The organism is uncultured Shewanella sp., assembly GCF_947491715.1.
Taxonomy (GTDB): domain Bacteria; phylum Pseudomonadota; class Gammaproteobacteria; order Enterobacterales; family Shewanellaceae; genus Shewanella.
Map to the genome: position 1 here is coordinate 1 of NZ_CANLKR010000005.1, position 15,365 is coordinate 15,365.

Annotated in this window: 12 protein-coding genes and 1 pseudogene; 5 read left to right on the forward strand and 8 right to left on the reverse strand. The window is 38.4% G+C overall.

What is annotated here, in order from left to right:
* Nucleotides 1-96: 96 nt before the first annotated feature.
* Together Q0779_RS06140 and Q0779_RS06145 are read right to left on the reverse strand one after the other, a co-directional pair.
* On the reverse strand, nt 97-885 hold the full coding sequence (locus tag Q0779_RS06140) for a hypothetical protein (RefSeq protein ID WP_298770599.1): 789 nt from the start codon (nt 883-885) through the stop codon (nt 97-99).
* Between the two features lie 96 nt (nt 886-981).
* On the reverse strand, nt 982-1,305 hold the full coding sequence (locus tag Q0779_RS06145; RefSeq protein WP_298770601.1) for a hypothetical protein: 324 nt from the start codon (nt 1,303-1,305) through the stop codon (nt 982-984).
* 1,357 nt (nt 1,306-2,662) lie between these two features.
* Between Q0779_RS06145 and Q0779_RS06150 the strand changes: the two genes are divergently transcribed.
* From Q0779_RS06150 to Q0779_RS06160, 3 genes and pseudogenes are all read left to right on the forward strand, one after another.
* A complete protein-coding gene (locus Q0779_RS06150; protein WP_298770603.1) occupies nt 2,663-3,775 on the forward strand; it encodes a cyclic nucleotide-binding domain-containing protein in 1,113 nt (370 codons plus the stop codon).
* Nucleotides 3,768-4,373 (forward strand): DUF924 family protein, encoded by a 606-nt coding sequence (locus Q0779_RS06155; RefSeq protein ID WP_298770604.1) that lies wholly within the window; start codon nt 3,768-3,770, stop codon nt 4,371-4,373. The genes Q0779_RS06150 and Q0779_RS06155 overlap by 8 nt, the downstream gene beginning before the upstream one ends.
* Before the next feature lie 197 nt (nt 4,374-4,570).
* Nucleotides 4,571-4,705 (forward strand): annotated as a pseudogene (locus Q0779_RS06160) (IS3 family transposase); the annotation flags it as partial.
* Between the two features lie 53 nt (nt 4,706-4,758).
* On the opposite strand, the gene Q0779_RS06165 reads toward Q0779_RS06160, so the two are convergent.
* The 3 genes from Q0779_RS06165 to gstA all read right to left on the reverse strand — a co-directional run bounded on the left by Q0779_RS06165 (nt 4,759) and on the right by gstA (nt 6,057).
* On the reverse strand, nt 4,759-4,962 hold the full coding sequence (locus Q0779_RS06165; protein ID WP_298770606.1) for a 4-oxalocrotonate tautomerase family protein: 204 nt from the start codon (nt 4,960-4,962) through the stop codon (nt 4,759-4,761).
* A gap of 76 nt (nt 4,963-5,038) precedes the next feature.
* Nucleotides 5,039-5,446, reverse strand: coding sequence for a nuclear transport factor 2 family protein (locus Q0779_RS06170; protein WP_298770608.1), 408 nt, complete (start codon nt 5,444-5,446; stop codon nt 5,039-5,041).
* Complete coding sequence (gstA, locus tag Q0779_RS06175) at nt 5,443-6,057, reverse strand: glutathione transferase GstA (protein WP_298770610.1); 615 nt, start codon at nt 6,055-6,057, stop codon at nt 5,443-5,445. The genes Q0779_RS06170 and gstA overlap by 4 nt, the downstream gene beginning before the upstream one ends.
* A 182-nt stretch (nt 6,058-6,239) precedes the next feature.
* On the opposite strand from gstA, the gene Q0779_RS06180 reads away from it, so the two are divergent.
* On the forward strand, nt 6,240-6,614 hold the full coding sequence (locus Q0779_RS06180; RefSeq protein WP_298770612.1) for a helix-turn-helix domain-containing protein: 375 nt from the start codon (nt 6,240-6,242) through the stop codon (nt 6,612-6,614).
* Between the two features lie 69 nt (nt 6,615-6,683).
* Here the strand turns inward: Q0779_RS06180 and Q0779_RS06185 are convergent, their stop codons facing one another.
* Nucleotides 6,684-8,300: a hypothetical protein gene (locus tag Q0779_RS06185; RefSeq protein ID WP_298770614.1), complete on the reverse strand. Its 1,617-nt coding sequence runs from the start codon at nt 8,298-8,300 to the stop codon at nt 6,684-6,686.
* A 693-nt stretch (nt 8,301-8,993) separates the two neighbouring features.
* Between Q0779_RS06185 and Q0779_RS06190 the strand changes: the two genes are divergently transcribed.
* The gene (locus Q0779_RS06190; protein WP_298770616.1) at nt 8,994-13,190 is read left to right on the forward strand and encodes a hypothetical protein; all 4,197 of its coding nucleotides are present in this window, start codon (nt 8,994-8,996) and stop codon (nt 13,188-13,190) included.
* Between the two features lie 87 nt (nt 13,191-13,277).
* Here Q0779_RS06190 and Q0779_RS06195 read toward each other — a convergent pair whose 3' ends face one another.
* Together Q0779_RS06195 and Q0779_RS06200 are read right to left on the reverse strand one after the other, a co-directional pair.
* Nucleotides 13,278-13,898: a hypothetical protein gene (locus Q0779_RS06195; protein WP_298770618.1), complete on the reverse strand. Its 621-nt coding sequence runs from the start codon at nt 13,896-13,898 to the stop codon at nt 13,278-13,280.
* Between the two features lie 447 nt (nt 13,899-14,345).
* A complete protein-coding gene (locus Q0779_RS06200) occupies nt 14,346-15,353 on the reverse strand; it encodes an NAD-dependent epimerase (protein WP_298770620.1) in 1,008 nt (335 codons plus the stop codon).
* Between the last annotated feature and the right edge of the window lie 12 nt (nt 15,354-15,365).

Here is a 15,365-nt window from a genome sequence, read left to right on the forward strand (position 1 = left end):
ACGGGTGGTGGGTTAAACCTTACCCGACAGGGACTTGCACCCTGCAAGATGCATCAAGCTTCGCTTGACGCACTAACACCTCCAGCAGAGGCACAGCTATGTTGCGTCCTGTTGACTGCCCTTGTTAACTATCGTTTGCTCAATCATTTTGTTGCGTTTTACCCAAAATGCTATTGCACCGATAGGTATTGTAAAAGTAAATATAAATGGAGCGAATTCACTTGCAGCACTAGCACCAACACCCAGAAGTTTAATTGTTACTATTTTTGTAACTATTTCGCCAGTTGTCCAATTCATTGCAACCGCACCTACACCAACAAACGATAACAAGTACCAGCGCCACTTTTTCTCTATAGGGGTTCGATAAACAAAAAAGCAAGTTACAATCATGAATATTGGAGTGACAATTGTTAGGGCCAGTATCAAAAATTTCGGTACACTTAATTCTGCGTTAGCAAATGAGCTTAATACCCTTTGCGATTCATTAGTGCGGTAGACATTAATCCCTGTTACCAAAAGTTTGCCATCTTGCTTCGTCATGGAAACACTTGATATTGACCAACCTACTTTAAATTGAGATTCGAAGGAAAAATTCGCCGACCAAACATCATTGAATATGCGAACATTGGAACCCATTAATTCATTTTTTATAGGCTCACCTTCAGGGAAAAATCCAGACAGCTCATCCAATTTTTCAACTGTTAATTTGGCAAGAAGCTCTGGATGCATTTGAGCTTTTATATATCCATAATTTTTTACTCGAAGTAGATCTAAATAGTCCCTAGCAAAAGATGATTCTTCTTTTGGAACTGTAGATTCTTTCATATCTTCGTACGAACACCCCACCATAAATAATACAAAAATGATGGTTAATATATACTTCATTTAATTGAACTCTCCATAAGATTGCTAACGCCCAAAGCAGCGGCGCGCGTTAGCGCGTCCAGCCACAGGGTGATACTGCCATTGCTTGTTATGTTTTTAATAATCAGGGCCACAATCGACCACTTTAATTTCTTTACCAATAAAATTGCTTAGCTCTTTTGATATAAGGGCAAATTGCTCCATGACTTGATCACTGTATGGGCGAGCCCCACAAAAATTGATAGCACCTCGCTTCGATGGTTCTTTTGGCCAAACAATTATTTCGATGCCACCAGGCCCTTTGGCTCTTGACCAATAACAAAGCTCTAAATCTTTGAACTCACCGAGATCTATGTACACAGTTTTATTTTTGCAATTAAGACCGAATAAATTCTCATGCTTCCAGAAGAAAAAATGCCTACTTCTCTTTTCTATTAGCACACGCTTGACCTCATAAGGTAAGTTCTCATAAGAGTCTGAGTGATCTCCAAGCCTCATGTAAGGAGCTTTATCTACTTGCAGTGTATCGATCTCGCTACTCCTGAAAAATAATCTTTATATAGCGCGCATGCGCGTTTTTCTTTTATTTATAATCAATAGATTACCATCAAAAAACACAGTTAGCCACCGATTTAGTTATCAATTGGTTATCAACCAGACATCAATTGGTTATCAACCAGTTATTAACTAGCTATAAACTAGCTATCAACTAGCTATCAACTAGCTATCAACTAGCTATCAACTAGCTATCAACTAGCTATCAATTAGATATCAATTAGATATCAATTAGTTACCAACTGGTTATCAGCTAGCCATCAATTAGCTATCAATTAACAAGAGGTTCGTTACATGCAAAGCGCGCACAATACTGTTCTAGTGCTATATTCAGCCATATTCAACACAGCCAATTCAAAGAAAGCCCAGTGGCTTTTGCTTGTCGTTTTTAGATCCCCATAGAAGATACCGAAAGTATTTTATCAGTCATCACGTGAGCGAAGCACGGACGCAGAGGTAACCGGAGTTGAATCAGGGATGATGAATCTAAAGCAATAGCAATGACAGAGGCGGTCTCCAGAAAAGGGATATGAGCCAACCGCCTCTGCTTTAGTCACTGTGTGAGTACGATACTGAGTTACTTAATCTGAACTCGGGTTAACGAGTGTCAAAAAATTTAAATACTTCATTTAAATTCAATATATTAATAAATGATTAGATATTCTTCATTTTGTATATTTTGCTTAATACCGAGATTTTTTTCAATATCAAGGCGGGATTTCGTGCCTAATAGCTGGCTATTAGTAGAAAACTCAACACAGATAGGGGAAAAAATAGCAATATTAAGCGGCGCTGCTAATCCCGAGCTCAGGTTACTTAGGAAGATTACCGCTAATAAGCCCCCCTCCCCCCCGAAAATCTACCAAAACACTATGAACAACTGATAGAGATGCTAGGGAATTTTGAATTACCAACAACGCGAGAGGACAGAGTGTTTCCAAAAGTTGTTAAGCCGAAACCCAGTAAATATCCCCCATAAAAACGAAAATGCCAGTCATCTAAACTGACTGGCATTAACCAGCCGCCGGCTTTTATCAACATATTGGCGAAGAAATCTCCCCGAATTCATGATAGCGAGTGGTACAAAGAGAGAAATAAAATAATAAAAAGGTTAAATTTAACTGAGTGCAATCGTTAAATTAAGAGCGTGAAAACCACATATACGAAACATAAGAACTACACCAATAATACATTTGTACTATTATAAGTATAAGCATTGTAGTCATTCAAGAAGGTCGTATTTGTGTTGAAAAACGTATTTAGATTTTTTTCATACAAAGTTAAAAAAGTTCAAAACATGGAGCAACTTGAAGAATGTGAAGCTTTAATCAAGAAGAGTTTTGGGCGTGTGATGAGGTTTGGTATTGAGTCTATAGGAAAAGAGCAATCATCTTCCAACATCTGCCATTTTTTTTGCCAGAACAAAAAGGGTCAAGTGATAGGCGTTGTCAAACTCGTAGAGGCGCAGTATTTACTTGAATCAAAAAATCTGATGCTAGAATATAGACTTAATGAATTACCTCGGGAAATATTACCCAATGTATCTGTAGTAGTCGGTGTTTGTGTAGATCCATCTGAAACTAAGCAGATCATTAGTACTAAGTTAATAATAGAAGTCTATCAATTTCTGATAAAGAGTGGAAAAGTAATGGCAATTGGTTTAGTAAAGCCAGGAGTATATTGGAGACTGTTAAAGTTGGGTATTAGGCCTTTTTCTTCTATAAAAACAAAGGTAAAAAGTGGTGGTTACAGAGTTCCTATGGCACAATTTATATACAAACCAAACTATTTTTTGTTTACTTTGTTTTTATTTTTTATAAAACTTATAAAAACAAAAAAGCTAAATAGAAACTTACTACATTTAGTAAAACAAATAGAAAAAAATGAATGTAGCTATATGTTTAACGAAATAAAACATGAAAACTTATCATCTAAAAATTTAAGAGAAACCTTATTCTTAGGTGTGTCTAAAAAATCAATTAATCAATTTTTCGCAAATTCAATAGTTGTCGATTGTCAGAAAGGAGATTTGATTTTAAAAGCAGGGAAAACGGTTGATCGTTGCAGCTATTTTATTTTAAGCGGTTTTGTTCTTGTAAGTGACAATGGTCAAGTAAAAGGAAAATTTATGGAGGGGGATTTATGTGGAGAGCCCCCTTTTTTGCAAAAACAGTCCAAAAGTATAGACCTGATTGCTGGTTGTGATCATGTAAGAATAGGTATTGTTAGTTTAAATGCATTGAATAATATTACTAACAGAAAAGATATGATGAGAATATGGAGTAACATCTCGATGAATTTGTCAAAAAAAGTCATGACAAGAGAAATTAAATTCGAGGGGCATAGAAATGGATGAAGCAAACATTATTTTATCTTATTGGTTTTATAAACATTATCGCTTAGATGTCATTAAGAAACTCATGTTAAATAAAAAGCCTTTGTGGTTTAATTCTACACCACAGATTGATAATGAAATTAGTGAGAACTTCTCTGATATGCTGAAAATGGCAGGTGATGGAAAGTATAATGATTGGATTACTTGTAAAAATAGAAATCTTGCTTATATTATTTTATGTGATCAATTTCCAAGGCATATTTTTAGAAATAAAGCCGAAGCTTTTTCTTATGATGAAAGAGCGTTAGATATTTGTCTTTATGGTTTAGATCATGGATTTGACAAACACCTCAATATTTTCCAAAAATATTTTTTCTATTTACCGTTAATGCATAGTGAAAATAAGAATATTCAAATGCTTTCCAAAGTCTATTATGATGACTTGATTAAAGGTTTTTTTTGGCCTCCAAAAGTAAAGAAATTTGTCAGGGAATTTGTTTATAGGCACAAAGAGATAATTGATCGGTTTGGCCGATATCCTCATCGTAACGAGGCACTTGGAAGAATTTCATCTGCTGAAGAATTGGCATTTTTAAAAGAACCAATGTCATCATTTTGAATAAAAATAATATGGTAACCTTCCATATTCCTTTAAGTATTTTATAAAAATGAACATAAAAAACAACGATAAAGAAAGCATATTATAAACAGAACAAGCAGAGCCAACTATTATTAACCTATTACATACTAAGGTTTATTACCCTTCTCATCACCGATTAAAACAAAATATTTTTTATTAAATTGCACTTAATGGAGAAGTAAAAGATTATTCGATATATCATTGGATATTACTGGCAGCTTAGACCTCATCGATATAATGGCGGGCTGACACCAAATGAATTAAAGCGGTTGTTTTGGGTAAACTCTAAGATCGTGGCCAATTTTAGTTGACCACGGTACTATCGCTTTCAAATAAAAGCGATAGATTGCAACATACCATTCATTCAATCTTGCATCTTGCGATATTCCGCAACCGGTAGACCGCCCACTCCCCAATCTTCTAGGCCCACTTCATCAATAACCACAAATGTGGTGGCAGGATCTTTATCGAGTACCCGCGCAAGCAGCTCCGTTGTCCCTTTGATAAGTTCAGCTTTTTGTGCTGGTGTGGTGCCTTCTCGAGTAATTTTAATATTGACGTAGGGCATATCATTCTCCATGTTATTCGACTAAACATACGCTAATGGCTTATTCCATCATTTACCTCTGGCTCTTTACTTAACTCTAAACACTCAAATCCAAACGCTCATAATGAAACACTTTGGACATGATCTGCCACTTTCTATCAATAAAAATAAGGGTTAAAAGATCAGTAAAGAATTTCTCCCCTATAGCGCACTCAACCCGCGCAATCGCTGTCACAGGTCCTGCAAATTCGATAGACACGATGCGATCTTGTCTCAACTCTTTACGGCTCGCAGGCGAAGGCCGCTTATCCACGATAAGAAAATACTCATCCATATCGCGATAAAGTAATGTCCCCTCCGTTGCACAAACATAATGGGCCTTAGAATGAAAAACCGCCGCGAGTAATCTCGTATCACTATGATAGAGTCCATCAAAATAATGAGACAAGACTTGAGTAACCGCTTTTAATTCAGTATCGATATCATGCTCTTGATGTTGATTCATTCGCTTAATAATCCTTCTGCACGCATAGCATCCTGTACCTTTTCTCGCGCGGCAACACGTTTGGAAAAAGCCAAGATATTTGGCCATTGTGCTAACGCTATCCCTGATGGTGTGGCCCAATTAGATACCACAAAAAAATACGCATCGGCAACAGAAAACTTGTCCCCTAACAAGTAAGGTCTTCCATCGTCAAAAATAGACTCAAAATGTGCCATTTTTTGCTTTACCTGTTTTCTGGCTTGAAGTTTTTCTGCATCTTGAGCATGAGATGAAAACAAAGGCCCAAAAGCTTTATGGAGCTCTGCTGAAATAAAATTTAAATGTTCTTGCAATCGCGCTCGAGCTAGTGTGCCAATTGCAGGGGCAAGAGAATTCTCAGGCCTTAAATCCGCAAGATATTGAAGAATCGCGGCCCCTTCTGTTAAATATTCCCCTTTCCCTAAACTTAATACAGGCACATACCCCTTTGGGTTGATGATAGAAAAATCGATTCCCGAATCCGTAACTTGATGCTCTGTATCCACGCTTTCAATCTCAAAATCATCACCTATTTCTTTCAAGATAATATGTGATGCAAGTGAGCAAGCACCTGGTTTATAATACAATTTCATGTAAATTCCTTCTCTGATTTAATGAACTTGTGTATTGTAAACATGTGAAGTTACTTTTGTATACCTGCTATGTTAAAGTAACCAAAATCTGTGGTTACCTTTTAGTAACCACATAGAGAGTCATCGCATAGAAGCACTAAGACATAACAATCAAGATATAAAAACTAAGGAAAACAAATACCATGCTGCCAAGAAGGAAAAACAAGGTGATCCTACCGCCTGAAGAATGCCCAATACATGTTTGTATGGGGATCATAGGTGGAAGGTGGGCGCCCGCGGTTATTTGGTATTTAAGCCAAGGCCCAAGACGATTTAGCGAACTCAAAGATGATATCGAAGGAGTGTCAGCAAAAATGTTAACCACACGCTTAAAAAAATTAGAAGCCGATGGTGTGATTAAACGCGCAGTCATGCCTACATCACCGCCTTCAGTTGAATACAGCTTGACTGATTTAGGGTTAGAATTGAAACCGGCCATAGAAGCCATTGTTGCCGTCGGCCATAAACTCAAGCAAAAGCAAGAACTGAAAATTGACGGCTTAACGATAACAGCCTAACAACAAGAAAAAGCGCCAATCCTTATGATAAGCATTGGCATGCAAATTAACTATGACTCCACCCACTCATTATTCCACCAATTCTGGGCTGGCTTGTTTAGACACTATCACCATGGTTTCAATATTTCCATCAAGCCCCGCCTCAGTACTACTGAGAGGCTGCCACTCACCACTACTCATATCCCATTTACCAATATTATAAATGGGCGAATCAACATTCTCTGTGATCGTAAAAGAACCTGCGGCATAAAGAATATTATTATTTTCAACATAAATAAGAGGTTTGACAAAACCAGACTCAACAGGGGGGGAGTTTGCAATAGGCGACCAACTATCAATAACAGGATTATATTGTGCTAATCCTTCTGCGTCGATTTCAACACTGGTGTCAGACTCATCCGCAACAGAAGTAAAGTTGCCACCAATAAACATGCGATATTTATCGAAAGCCACATACCCCACGACATTGGCATTATCACTGCTAATAGAATCACCATCGCAAGGAGGAGCGCCTACTCGGCACGCAACCCCTATATTCATCCATGATGCCAACTCATTATCCCAAGTCGTGATCCCAGGGTAAAAAAAGCCCCCTACAAACAAGGTATTGGTATAGCTATTAAAAAATAATCCATTAACCGTGTCCTCTACGCCAGCCCCTAAACGTGACCACGCTTGAGTATCAATATCATACATAGCAATACGACTGGCAGACTGCGAGTCAATATCGCCAGTAAATTTCCCCCCCAAGTATAGATAACGATTGTCTTCATCCAAAGACAATGAGGTCACTTGCGCATTAATCGGACTGCTATCACCACTGCCAAGATCCGTCCAAACATCATTCTGCCACTGATAAAGGTAGCCAAAAGCCCCATCGATACCTGCTAATACATTGGTACCACCGGCAACAAACAAGACTTCACTATTAGGATCCCAATATAAGCTCCTCACCTCCTCAGGTAGCTCACTGTTTAATCCACTCCAAGTTTCACCATTCCACAGGGCAATGTAATTCACTGACAAGTTATCAATTTCAGTCATGCAACCTGCGGCAAACAAATTACCTGCAGTTTCATCAAGCACCAAACTATAAAGCAAACCTAAATCATTATTGGATCCATTACAGCTTTCACTGCTATTTGACCCCGTCGTCCCCAATTGCTTCCATTCGCTGCCATTCCAGCGGGCAAGATTAATGTTCGTATCCTGATTAAGGTAAGTGTAATGCCCACCCACATAAAGCAGATTCTGTGCCTTCAGCTGATAAGTCACGCTATTATACTCATTATCAGATAACGTTAATGCCGCCGTCGCATACTCTCCCACATCGAGTTGAGCATCACTTTTTATATACAAATAACAATAACCATCGCTGGCTAATGTCACTCGCGTTGTCCCTCTTACGACACAAGAAGAAGGAAAGCCTTTCCCATTCATAAATGAAAATGCTGGTATACCTTGTAAATTTCCCAAATGGATATTCAAATTAATATAAAAAGTATGAGAGGAAGTGGTACTGTCATTTTCAATTAAAATACTTTGAACTGTTAATGAGTTTTGCTCTGTATCGGGTGTCGAAACCGTAAAAGCTCCAAACTCTCCTGAAGTCGAATCACTACAGGAAGTCAAACTCAATACCATACAAAGAACACACACAGACTGACTAAATTTCAATTTGAACAAAATGTTATACCTTATTCTTATTAAAAGGGCCCAATAGGCTCATCAATTTTTCCATCTAAAAAGAGGCAAGCCTTTTCTAAAAAGGCAATACACTATAAACATAGATGAAACTATAGCAGGTGCCTAACTTTGTAGAGCTATGATTGAGGACTAATGAAGAATAAAGCCATTCATGACGCTTAATCAGGCATTAACATGCCAATCCCTAATGTGCTCGCACGTGAGATCATCGACATCAAGTTTAACATTCGCCTTTATAAAACATCATCTACCACAAAAATAAAACCCATAAATAACAATAAGCACAATTAAGTCATCCTACGTATCATCAGACAAGAAAATATTAAATAATTAATCTTAAATGGAAAAATAAAGAATGCAAAGAGTAATAATAATTGTATATCAATGATATAAAAATATAAAATAATTAACTTATAATCATATTAATGTCACAAACAAGAAAGAAGCAAGATTGACATCAAGTAGAAATAGGAATTAATTTGAGTTAATAAGTTCTAAATCTTATAAAAAGAAAGTGAACAAGATAAGAAATATTAACGAATAAAAAAGAGCGTTAATAACGTTAAAAAATTAACATTCTATTTTAGGGGCAATAAAAACACTCATAACATAAAAAACAATTTTTATTGATTTGCCAAATTTTACATTGGCAATTTGTTCAGGGCTAATAAAATGATAAAAATAATAACCTCAAAAAAGCACATATTAATTAAAACACTATTATTTCCTGCTTTACTATCAATCACTCTGCTTAGTCATGCCGATACCGATCCACTCAAAGGCCACCATCAATTTATGCCTAAAGAGGATCTATTACTGAATCGTTCCTATTTCAATCAAAATGGTCAAAACGCCTCACACCAATGGAATCAAACTCGTGCGGGACTGTATTTAATGGAAAATGATCAATTACTCGAATATGATAAGCACACCCCTGCCATTGATTATCAGACCGATAGTAATTACACCACTTGTGCATCAAGTACACCTTTATGTGAAAAAAGCCCTGAAATGATCCCTGCTTTTTTATTTAATACTAAAAAGGAATCCATACTCATCGTCGATCGATATCAAGATTATGGTAATAATTGGTGGCGTGCCAGAGCCATTTTAGATAAGCAACAAGTCGCGATACACGTACTCAATGAAGGGTTTGATAATTCCAGCAGCTTTGACATTCCCGATACACACAATTTAGTCAGTGCTGACTTTATTCACAGTGGCCTAGAACAAGTACTTGATATTTCATATCTAAAAAATGGCCCCTACAATGCTAATCTTCCCACCCAACACTTACGATTTCAGTTTATTCAAGCAAAAAATGGCAATGATCCAAGCCAAGGACTCATCGCCACAGTCCCCAGTTCCCTCGCTGGGAGTCTAATCGAGTCTCCCACAATAGCCCAAGATGTTCGCTACGGTCGGCCTGTTGTGGGCGATCTCGACTCTGATGGAAATAAAGACGTCGCTTACGTCGGTAACGGACAAATCAATATTTTTACCGTATGCGCAGGTAATCTCACAGGAACCGTTTGTGAAGGAAAGCAAGCCTTTGATATTGTAAAAAGGGCGCCAGTCGCTTTTCCTAAGATCTATGACCCTATTACGGCTTCATTTTCTCTCGCTGTAGGTAATTTCCATGGATTTGGTGATGAGCTCTTTTTATCCAGCGTTTACAAGATCACAGACTCTACTCAAGCAGATAATGGAAAATGGCGAGCGCAAGCAGGAAGCTATCATTTTATAAAAAATAACGATCTCACATTAACGGCCACAAAAATAGAAAATCAAAACCTAACAAGTCAAATTGATAAAGCTTACTATGATGCTCTCTACCTAAACGCAGGTGGAATTATTCCAGGAGTGTTAACAGTCGGAAGTGACGTGTTAATGAATCAAGGCGGCTATGCGTATGCCATTTCCACGAACCCTCACCCTTGGACTCAAGAGCGAGACGAAGCCTGGGTTGTTTTTCAATTGAATCCTAACATAATGTCTTCTTATTCCTTAGGTAATCTCTTTACATTATACAGCGCTATTCCTGTCAAATTTAGTTTTGCACCCGCTGCTAAAACCATGAAAGTTTCCATCAAAAGTAATAATTTATGGTCCCAAAATGGTAATAACTTTGATTTTCAGCTTTCTAAAGGCGGCATGTTTGTTCATACCACACCGTTTCAACTTCAAGGCATTGCTGCGGGTAATTTTCAAACGTTAACCAACTTACCAGATAGCACAACAGTCGTGAAAAAACTCGCGCTTTCCCTTAAAAATACTGACGATACAAACAGAAGTGACCAAGATAAAACCGTTCTTTTTACAATAGATAACAATGCGACTTTTCAATACCAATCAGAATTTGACACAGCCGGCAGCCTACTTGAACCTTTTTCAGCAGACAGAATGTGGATATACCGCAGAATGTTCCTAAAAGGCTATCGCACCACAGGCGAAGTAGCAGCAGGAGTAGAGAATAACATTCACGGTAAAAATGTACTTTACACGGCTGATTTACAAGGTTTATCAGAGCAGTTAGGCTCACCTTTGCACTATCGAGTAACCGATCATGAAACGCCACAACTCATATTAGGGGCTCCTCCCTCACATATTGACTTTATTCGTCCATCAGGTGAGAAAACCCCAGCTTTAGTCAACATCAGTTATGCTAGAAACCAAGGTTCTGAAGCCTATTCGGCCACGTTGGTTAATACTCAAAGCAATGAAAACCAATATGTCTCAACGGATGAAAACAGCCTCACAAATACCCTTGCCTATGATGAAAGTCATTCAGGAGGGTTAAGTGATACAGGCGTAATTAAAGCAGAAGGTAAAATCAGCTTCGGGGGAAGTTACACCAATCAAAACTTAGACACATTAACCCAAAAAAGCACAGCAAAATCTAGCGTTACCATTACAGAAGCGGCTGGCCCCCATGATAAATTAGGCGTGAAATTAACCACTACAGATTATTATTATTATCCGGTATTGGGGGAATTATCTTGTCCAAAAGGAAAGCCAAACTGCACTGATAATGAAAGAGGACAACGCTATGTTCAATTAACCATTCCAAGTAGTTCGCCTATGGTCTTTGGTGATGCCAACATTTTTAAATGGTATCAACCACTGCACGAACCCGGTAATATTTTCTCTTATCCTAAAACCCTAGCTAACATAGAAAGTCAATATGGCAGCCCCATTAGTGCACTCAGTGACTCAACCATGAGTTATTTGTTAGGCAGTGGCGCCGGTGACTGGCGATTAAATTGGAATAATGGCTTATCCACATCAAGTAAAATCACCAATATTAATAGTGGTACTTGGCATTTAGGCATGTCCATGAGTTATGGAACAGGTAAAGCCGCCGAAGCACTAACGGGCTTGAGTTCAAATAATACCTTCGCCATCAATTACAATGGTGCTGCAAGCGGTTCTTCTGCAACAAGCGGCATATCCAATATCAGTGCAGGTATGTCACTTAACATCAAAAGAGCAACCAGTTTTACCAACCCTCAGGCTTATGCCTATGAAGTCACACCTGTCATATTTGGCGATAAAATCGATCCTGTCAAATACACATCTGATTGGCGTCCAGAGCCTGGAAAGCAAGCCGTCAGCAATGCCGACCCTAATGCGCTTATTGGCGGCGCACTGCAACTCAATTACTTAGTGCATCGAAATGGGGGGAACCTTTGGAGTACGAGTGATGACTATAAACAACACATTGATATTGCTTTCAACAACCCTTCTCGTTGGAGCTTTGATCACCCAAGAGCAACCTTAGATAACGCAGACAATAACTGTATTGGCCATCCTACATCCAACAACTGCGCCATTCCCTATCCTATTAGAGCCGATAGCAATAAACAATTCGCCGATAATTTCTACAATATGAGAGGTTTTTTCATTACACCCGTTAACTCAAATGAAATGCGTAATGCCGCTACGGACGGTGAACAACTCTCTTTATCACTGCGAGTCTATAATTACAGCCTCACAGATATGCCTGAAAACAGTCAACTTCATGTACAAATTTATCGGCAAAATGTGGCGGCAGATGGAATATCATTAGTGCCTAACTCTGCTGTACTGATTGGTGATAGAGACATTTTAGGCGGACGCTTATATGGCGCTGACTCTGCAATAGGGCAAAACTGGACAAGCGTTAACGTGAACTGGGACACGACAGGTTTAGCCAATAGTGGGATCCAGAACTATTATTTTTGGGCCGTTGCATGGGCTGAAGATGCCAGCGGTAACATGATAACGGAGATAGATCACAAAGGCCTAGGGACCACTATCGTACCTTCTCTCTATAATGATATCGCCAATGTGCCAGTCGATAATATCACGCCATATGTGATCAATAATGGCAATGTGCCCGATAATGGGCAAATCTACAGCGTGACAAATAATGTGGGTATGTTTCAAATGCAATTTACGTTATTTCCAAACAAAACCCAAGCAACATCGATACCAATGAGCAACTATACTGCTTTTAACATCCCATCGTCACTTAGCCCGACACGTCAACAAAGTGCAATATCTGCTTCGTCTCAACCCTTCTCCCTCTCCAATTTAGATTACTCCATCAATAATCAAGGAGTGGATGTCACCGCAACACTATCTAGTACTCATCAATTCAACCGTGCTCGATTATATCTCACAAGCAGCCCAGATAACGCTCAACAACAGCTCTTACTCGCCACACTGCAAGTGCCTGCAACCCATGCCGGAGATAAGCGGAATATTCTGCTGCACTTCTCACCAGAGCAATGTGGAGACATGACTGTAAACTTAACTGTTAATGGCATCATTAAACAAGCAGCCAATGCCAGTGAGCCCCTAGTTATCAATGTTCCATGTTATTAATCTGTCGATTTTTGAGCCCTTCATTGAAGGGCTTATACTTAAAAAAACGAAGGCTAATTTAGAATATCATCATTACCATATCTTAAATTAGCCAAACATATTCATTTCAGCATCGACAATATTAATACCTCCGGATGCTAATGACGCCTCATGATCGGCCAAAATCACACCACAGGTTTGTACCTTCGCCTCGTTATCTTCAACCTTAGTTGCCACTTGACTCATTTCTAATGCATTGTCCGTTACTCTCGCACTGACTTGCTCTAAATGAGTATGGGTAGAATCGATACGAGAGTTTGTTACATTAATGGTTTGACCTATCGCGCCCAATTGTTGATCCTTTAGTGCAAGCTCTTCTAATACCAATGTCATCTTTGATGCCAGTGCCGCTTTTTGTTCAGCAATTAATTTTTTTTCTTGAGCTTTGGCGGTATAATCCTCAAGGTTTATAGACCCTTTTTTAACTAAAAATTCAGCCTTATAACCTAATATTGCTTCTGTTTTAGCCCCTAAGGTGACAGCCGAGTTTAATCCCAAATTAACCTTAGTATACGCGCCTACATATTGAGATGAGGACTGTCCAAAAACAATAGAATTTTTCGTGCCTTTTATCATAGTAAAACTGTTTTCAGCCACAATATTGAGTCCCTGTATCGCCTTTTTCACTTTTAGAAAACTCTTTTCTGCGACATTTTCCATAGCTAACATTTTAACGCCTCACTTACCGAGATATGTCATGGGTATATTTGCTGTTATTTTTTATTAAACACTTACAAATCTTAAACTCTGTTAAAAAGTTCTGTTAAAAATGATCCATATTCATTTTTCAATGCTCACAAAATAATACAGAGGCATATTTACCAGTAATAAATGACAAAAAAATGACAGCAAAGCCATTGATGAATAAAAGCGTTAAACCTGTTCAATCTACAACATCAGTAAACATCTACCATACCTAAACAATGAAAGTTATTAACATCAATAGCAGCTAAAACTTAGATCTAAGAAATAAGTATTCATCTAATGTAAAATCAATTTCACAAGGATAGGAAATGTTATCGATTAACTAAATATGTATTGTAATGATTTTTTTAGTGCCCTTCACTTTCGTCATAACCCACACTAAACACACTTAACGCTGAAAACTAAGTTTCACTAATCGATTGAATAATATCTCTTATACCAATCGACAAAGCGTGCGATCCCTGTATCGATTGGTGTCTGAGGTCGATAATCTATGACCTTAAATAAGTCTTCTGTGTCGGCATAAGTCTGATACACGTCGCCAGATTGCATTGGCAGCATATTCTTACGGGCAAGCCGCCCAGTTGTTTGTTCAAGGGCATCAATAAAATCCATTAACTTCACCGGGCTACCGTGCCCTAAATTATATACTTTGTAGGGTGCTGAGCTGCTGGCAGGGGATCCCGTTTCAACCCGCCAAGTTTGACATGTATCAGGGATCACATCCTTAATTTTAATGATCCCTTCAACAATATCATCGATATAAGTAAAATCACGTTGCATATCACCATGATTATAGACATCAATGGCCTCCCCTTCGTACAAGGCGCGTGTAAATTTAAATAACGCCATATCTGGCCTCCCCCAAGGACCATAAACGGTAAAAAATCTCAACCCTGTGGTGGGCACTTGGTATAAATGTGAGTAAGTATGCGCCATTAGTTCATTAGACTTTTTCGTTGCCGCGTAAAGTGAAATAGGATGATCAACGGCATCGGATGTTTGAAAAGGACTTTTTTGGTTTAACCCATAAACAGAGCTGGACGATGCATACACTAAATGCTGAATATGATGATGGCGACAACCTTCTAAAATAGTAAGGTGGCCGACTAAATTACTATCAGCGTAAGCCATTGGATTATCTATTGAATAGCGCACGCCTGCCTGCGCTGCTAAATGAATAACTTTATCAAACCCCTCTTTAGCAAACAAAGCAGCCACGCCTTCTCTATTCGCTAAATCTAACTCTATAAAGCGAAATAAATGATGAGTAATATGGACTAAACGGGCTTTTTTCAAACTCACCGAATAATAATCATTAAGGTTATCAATGCCAACAACTTGGTGTCCTTGAGCACATAACTTTTCAACTACAGCAGCGCCAATAAATCCTGCTGCCCCCGTGACTAAATACTTCATTGCGACTTTATC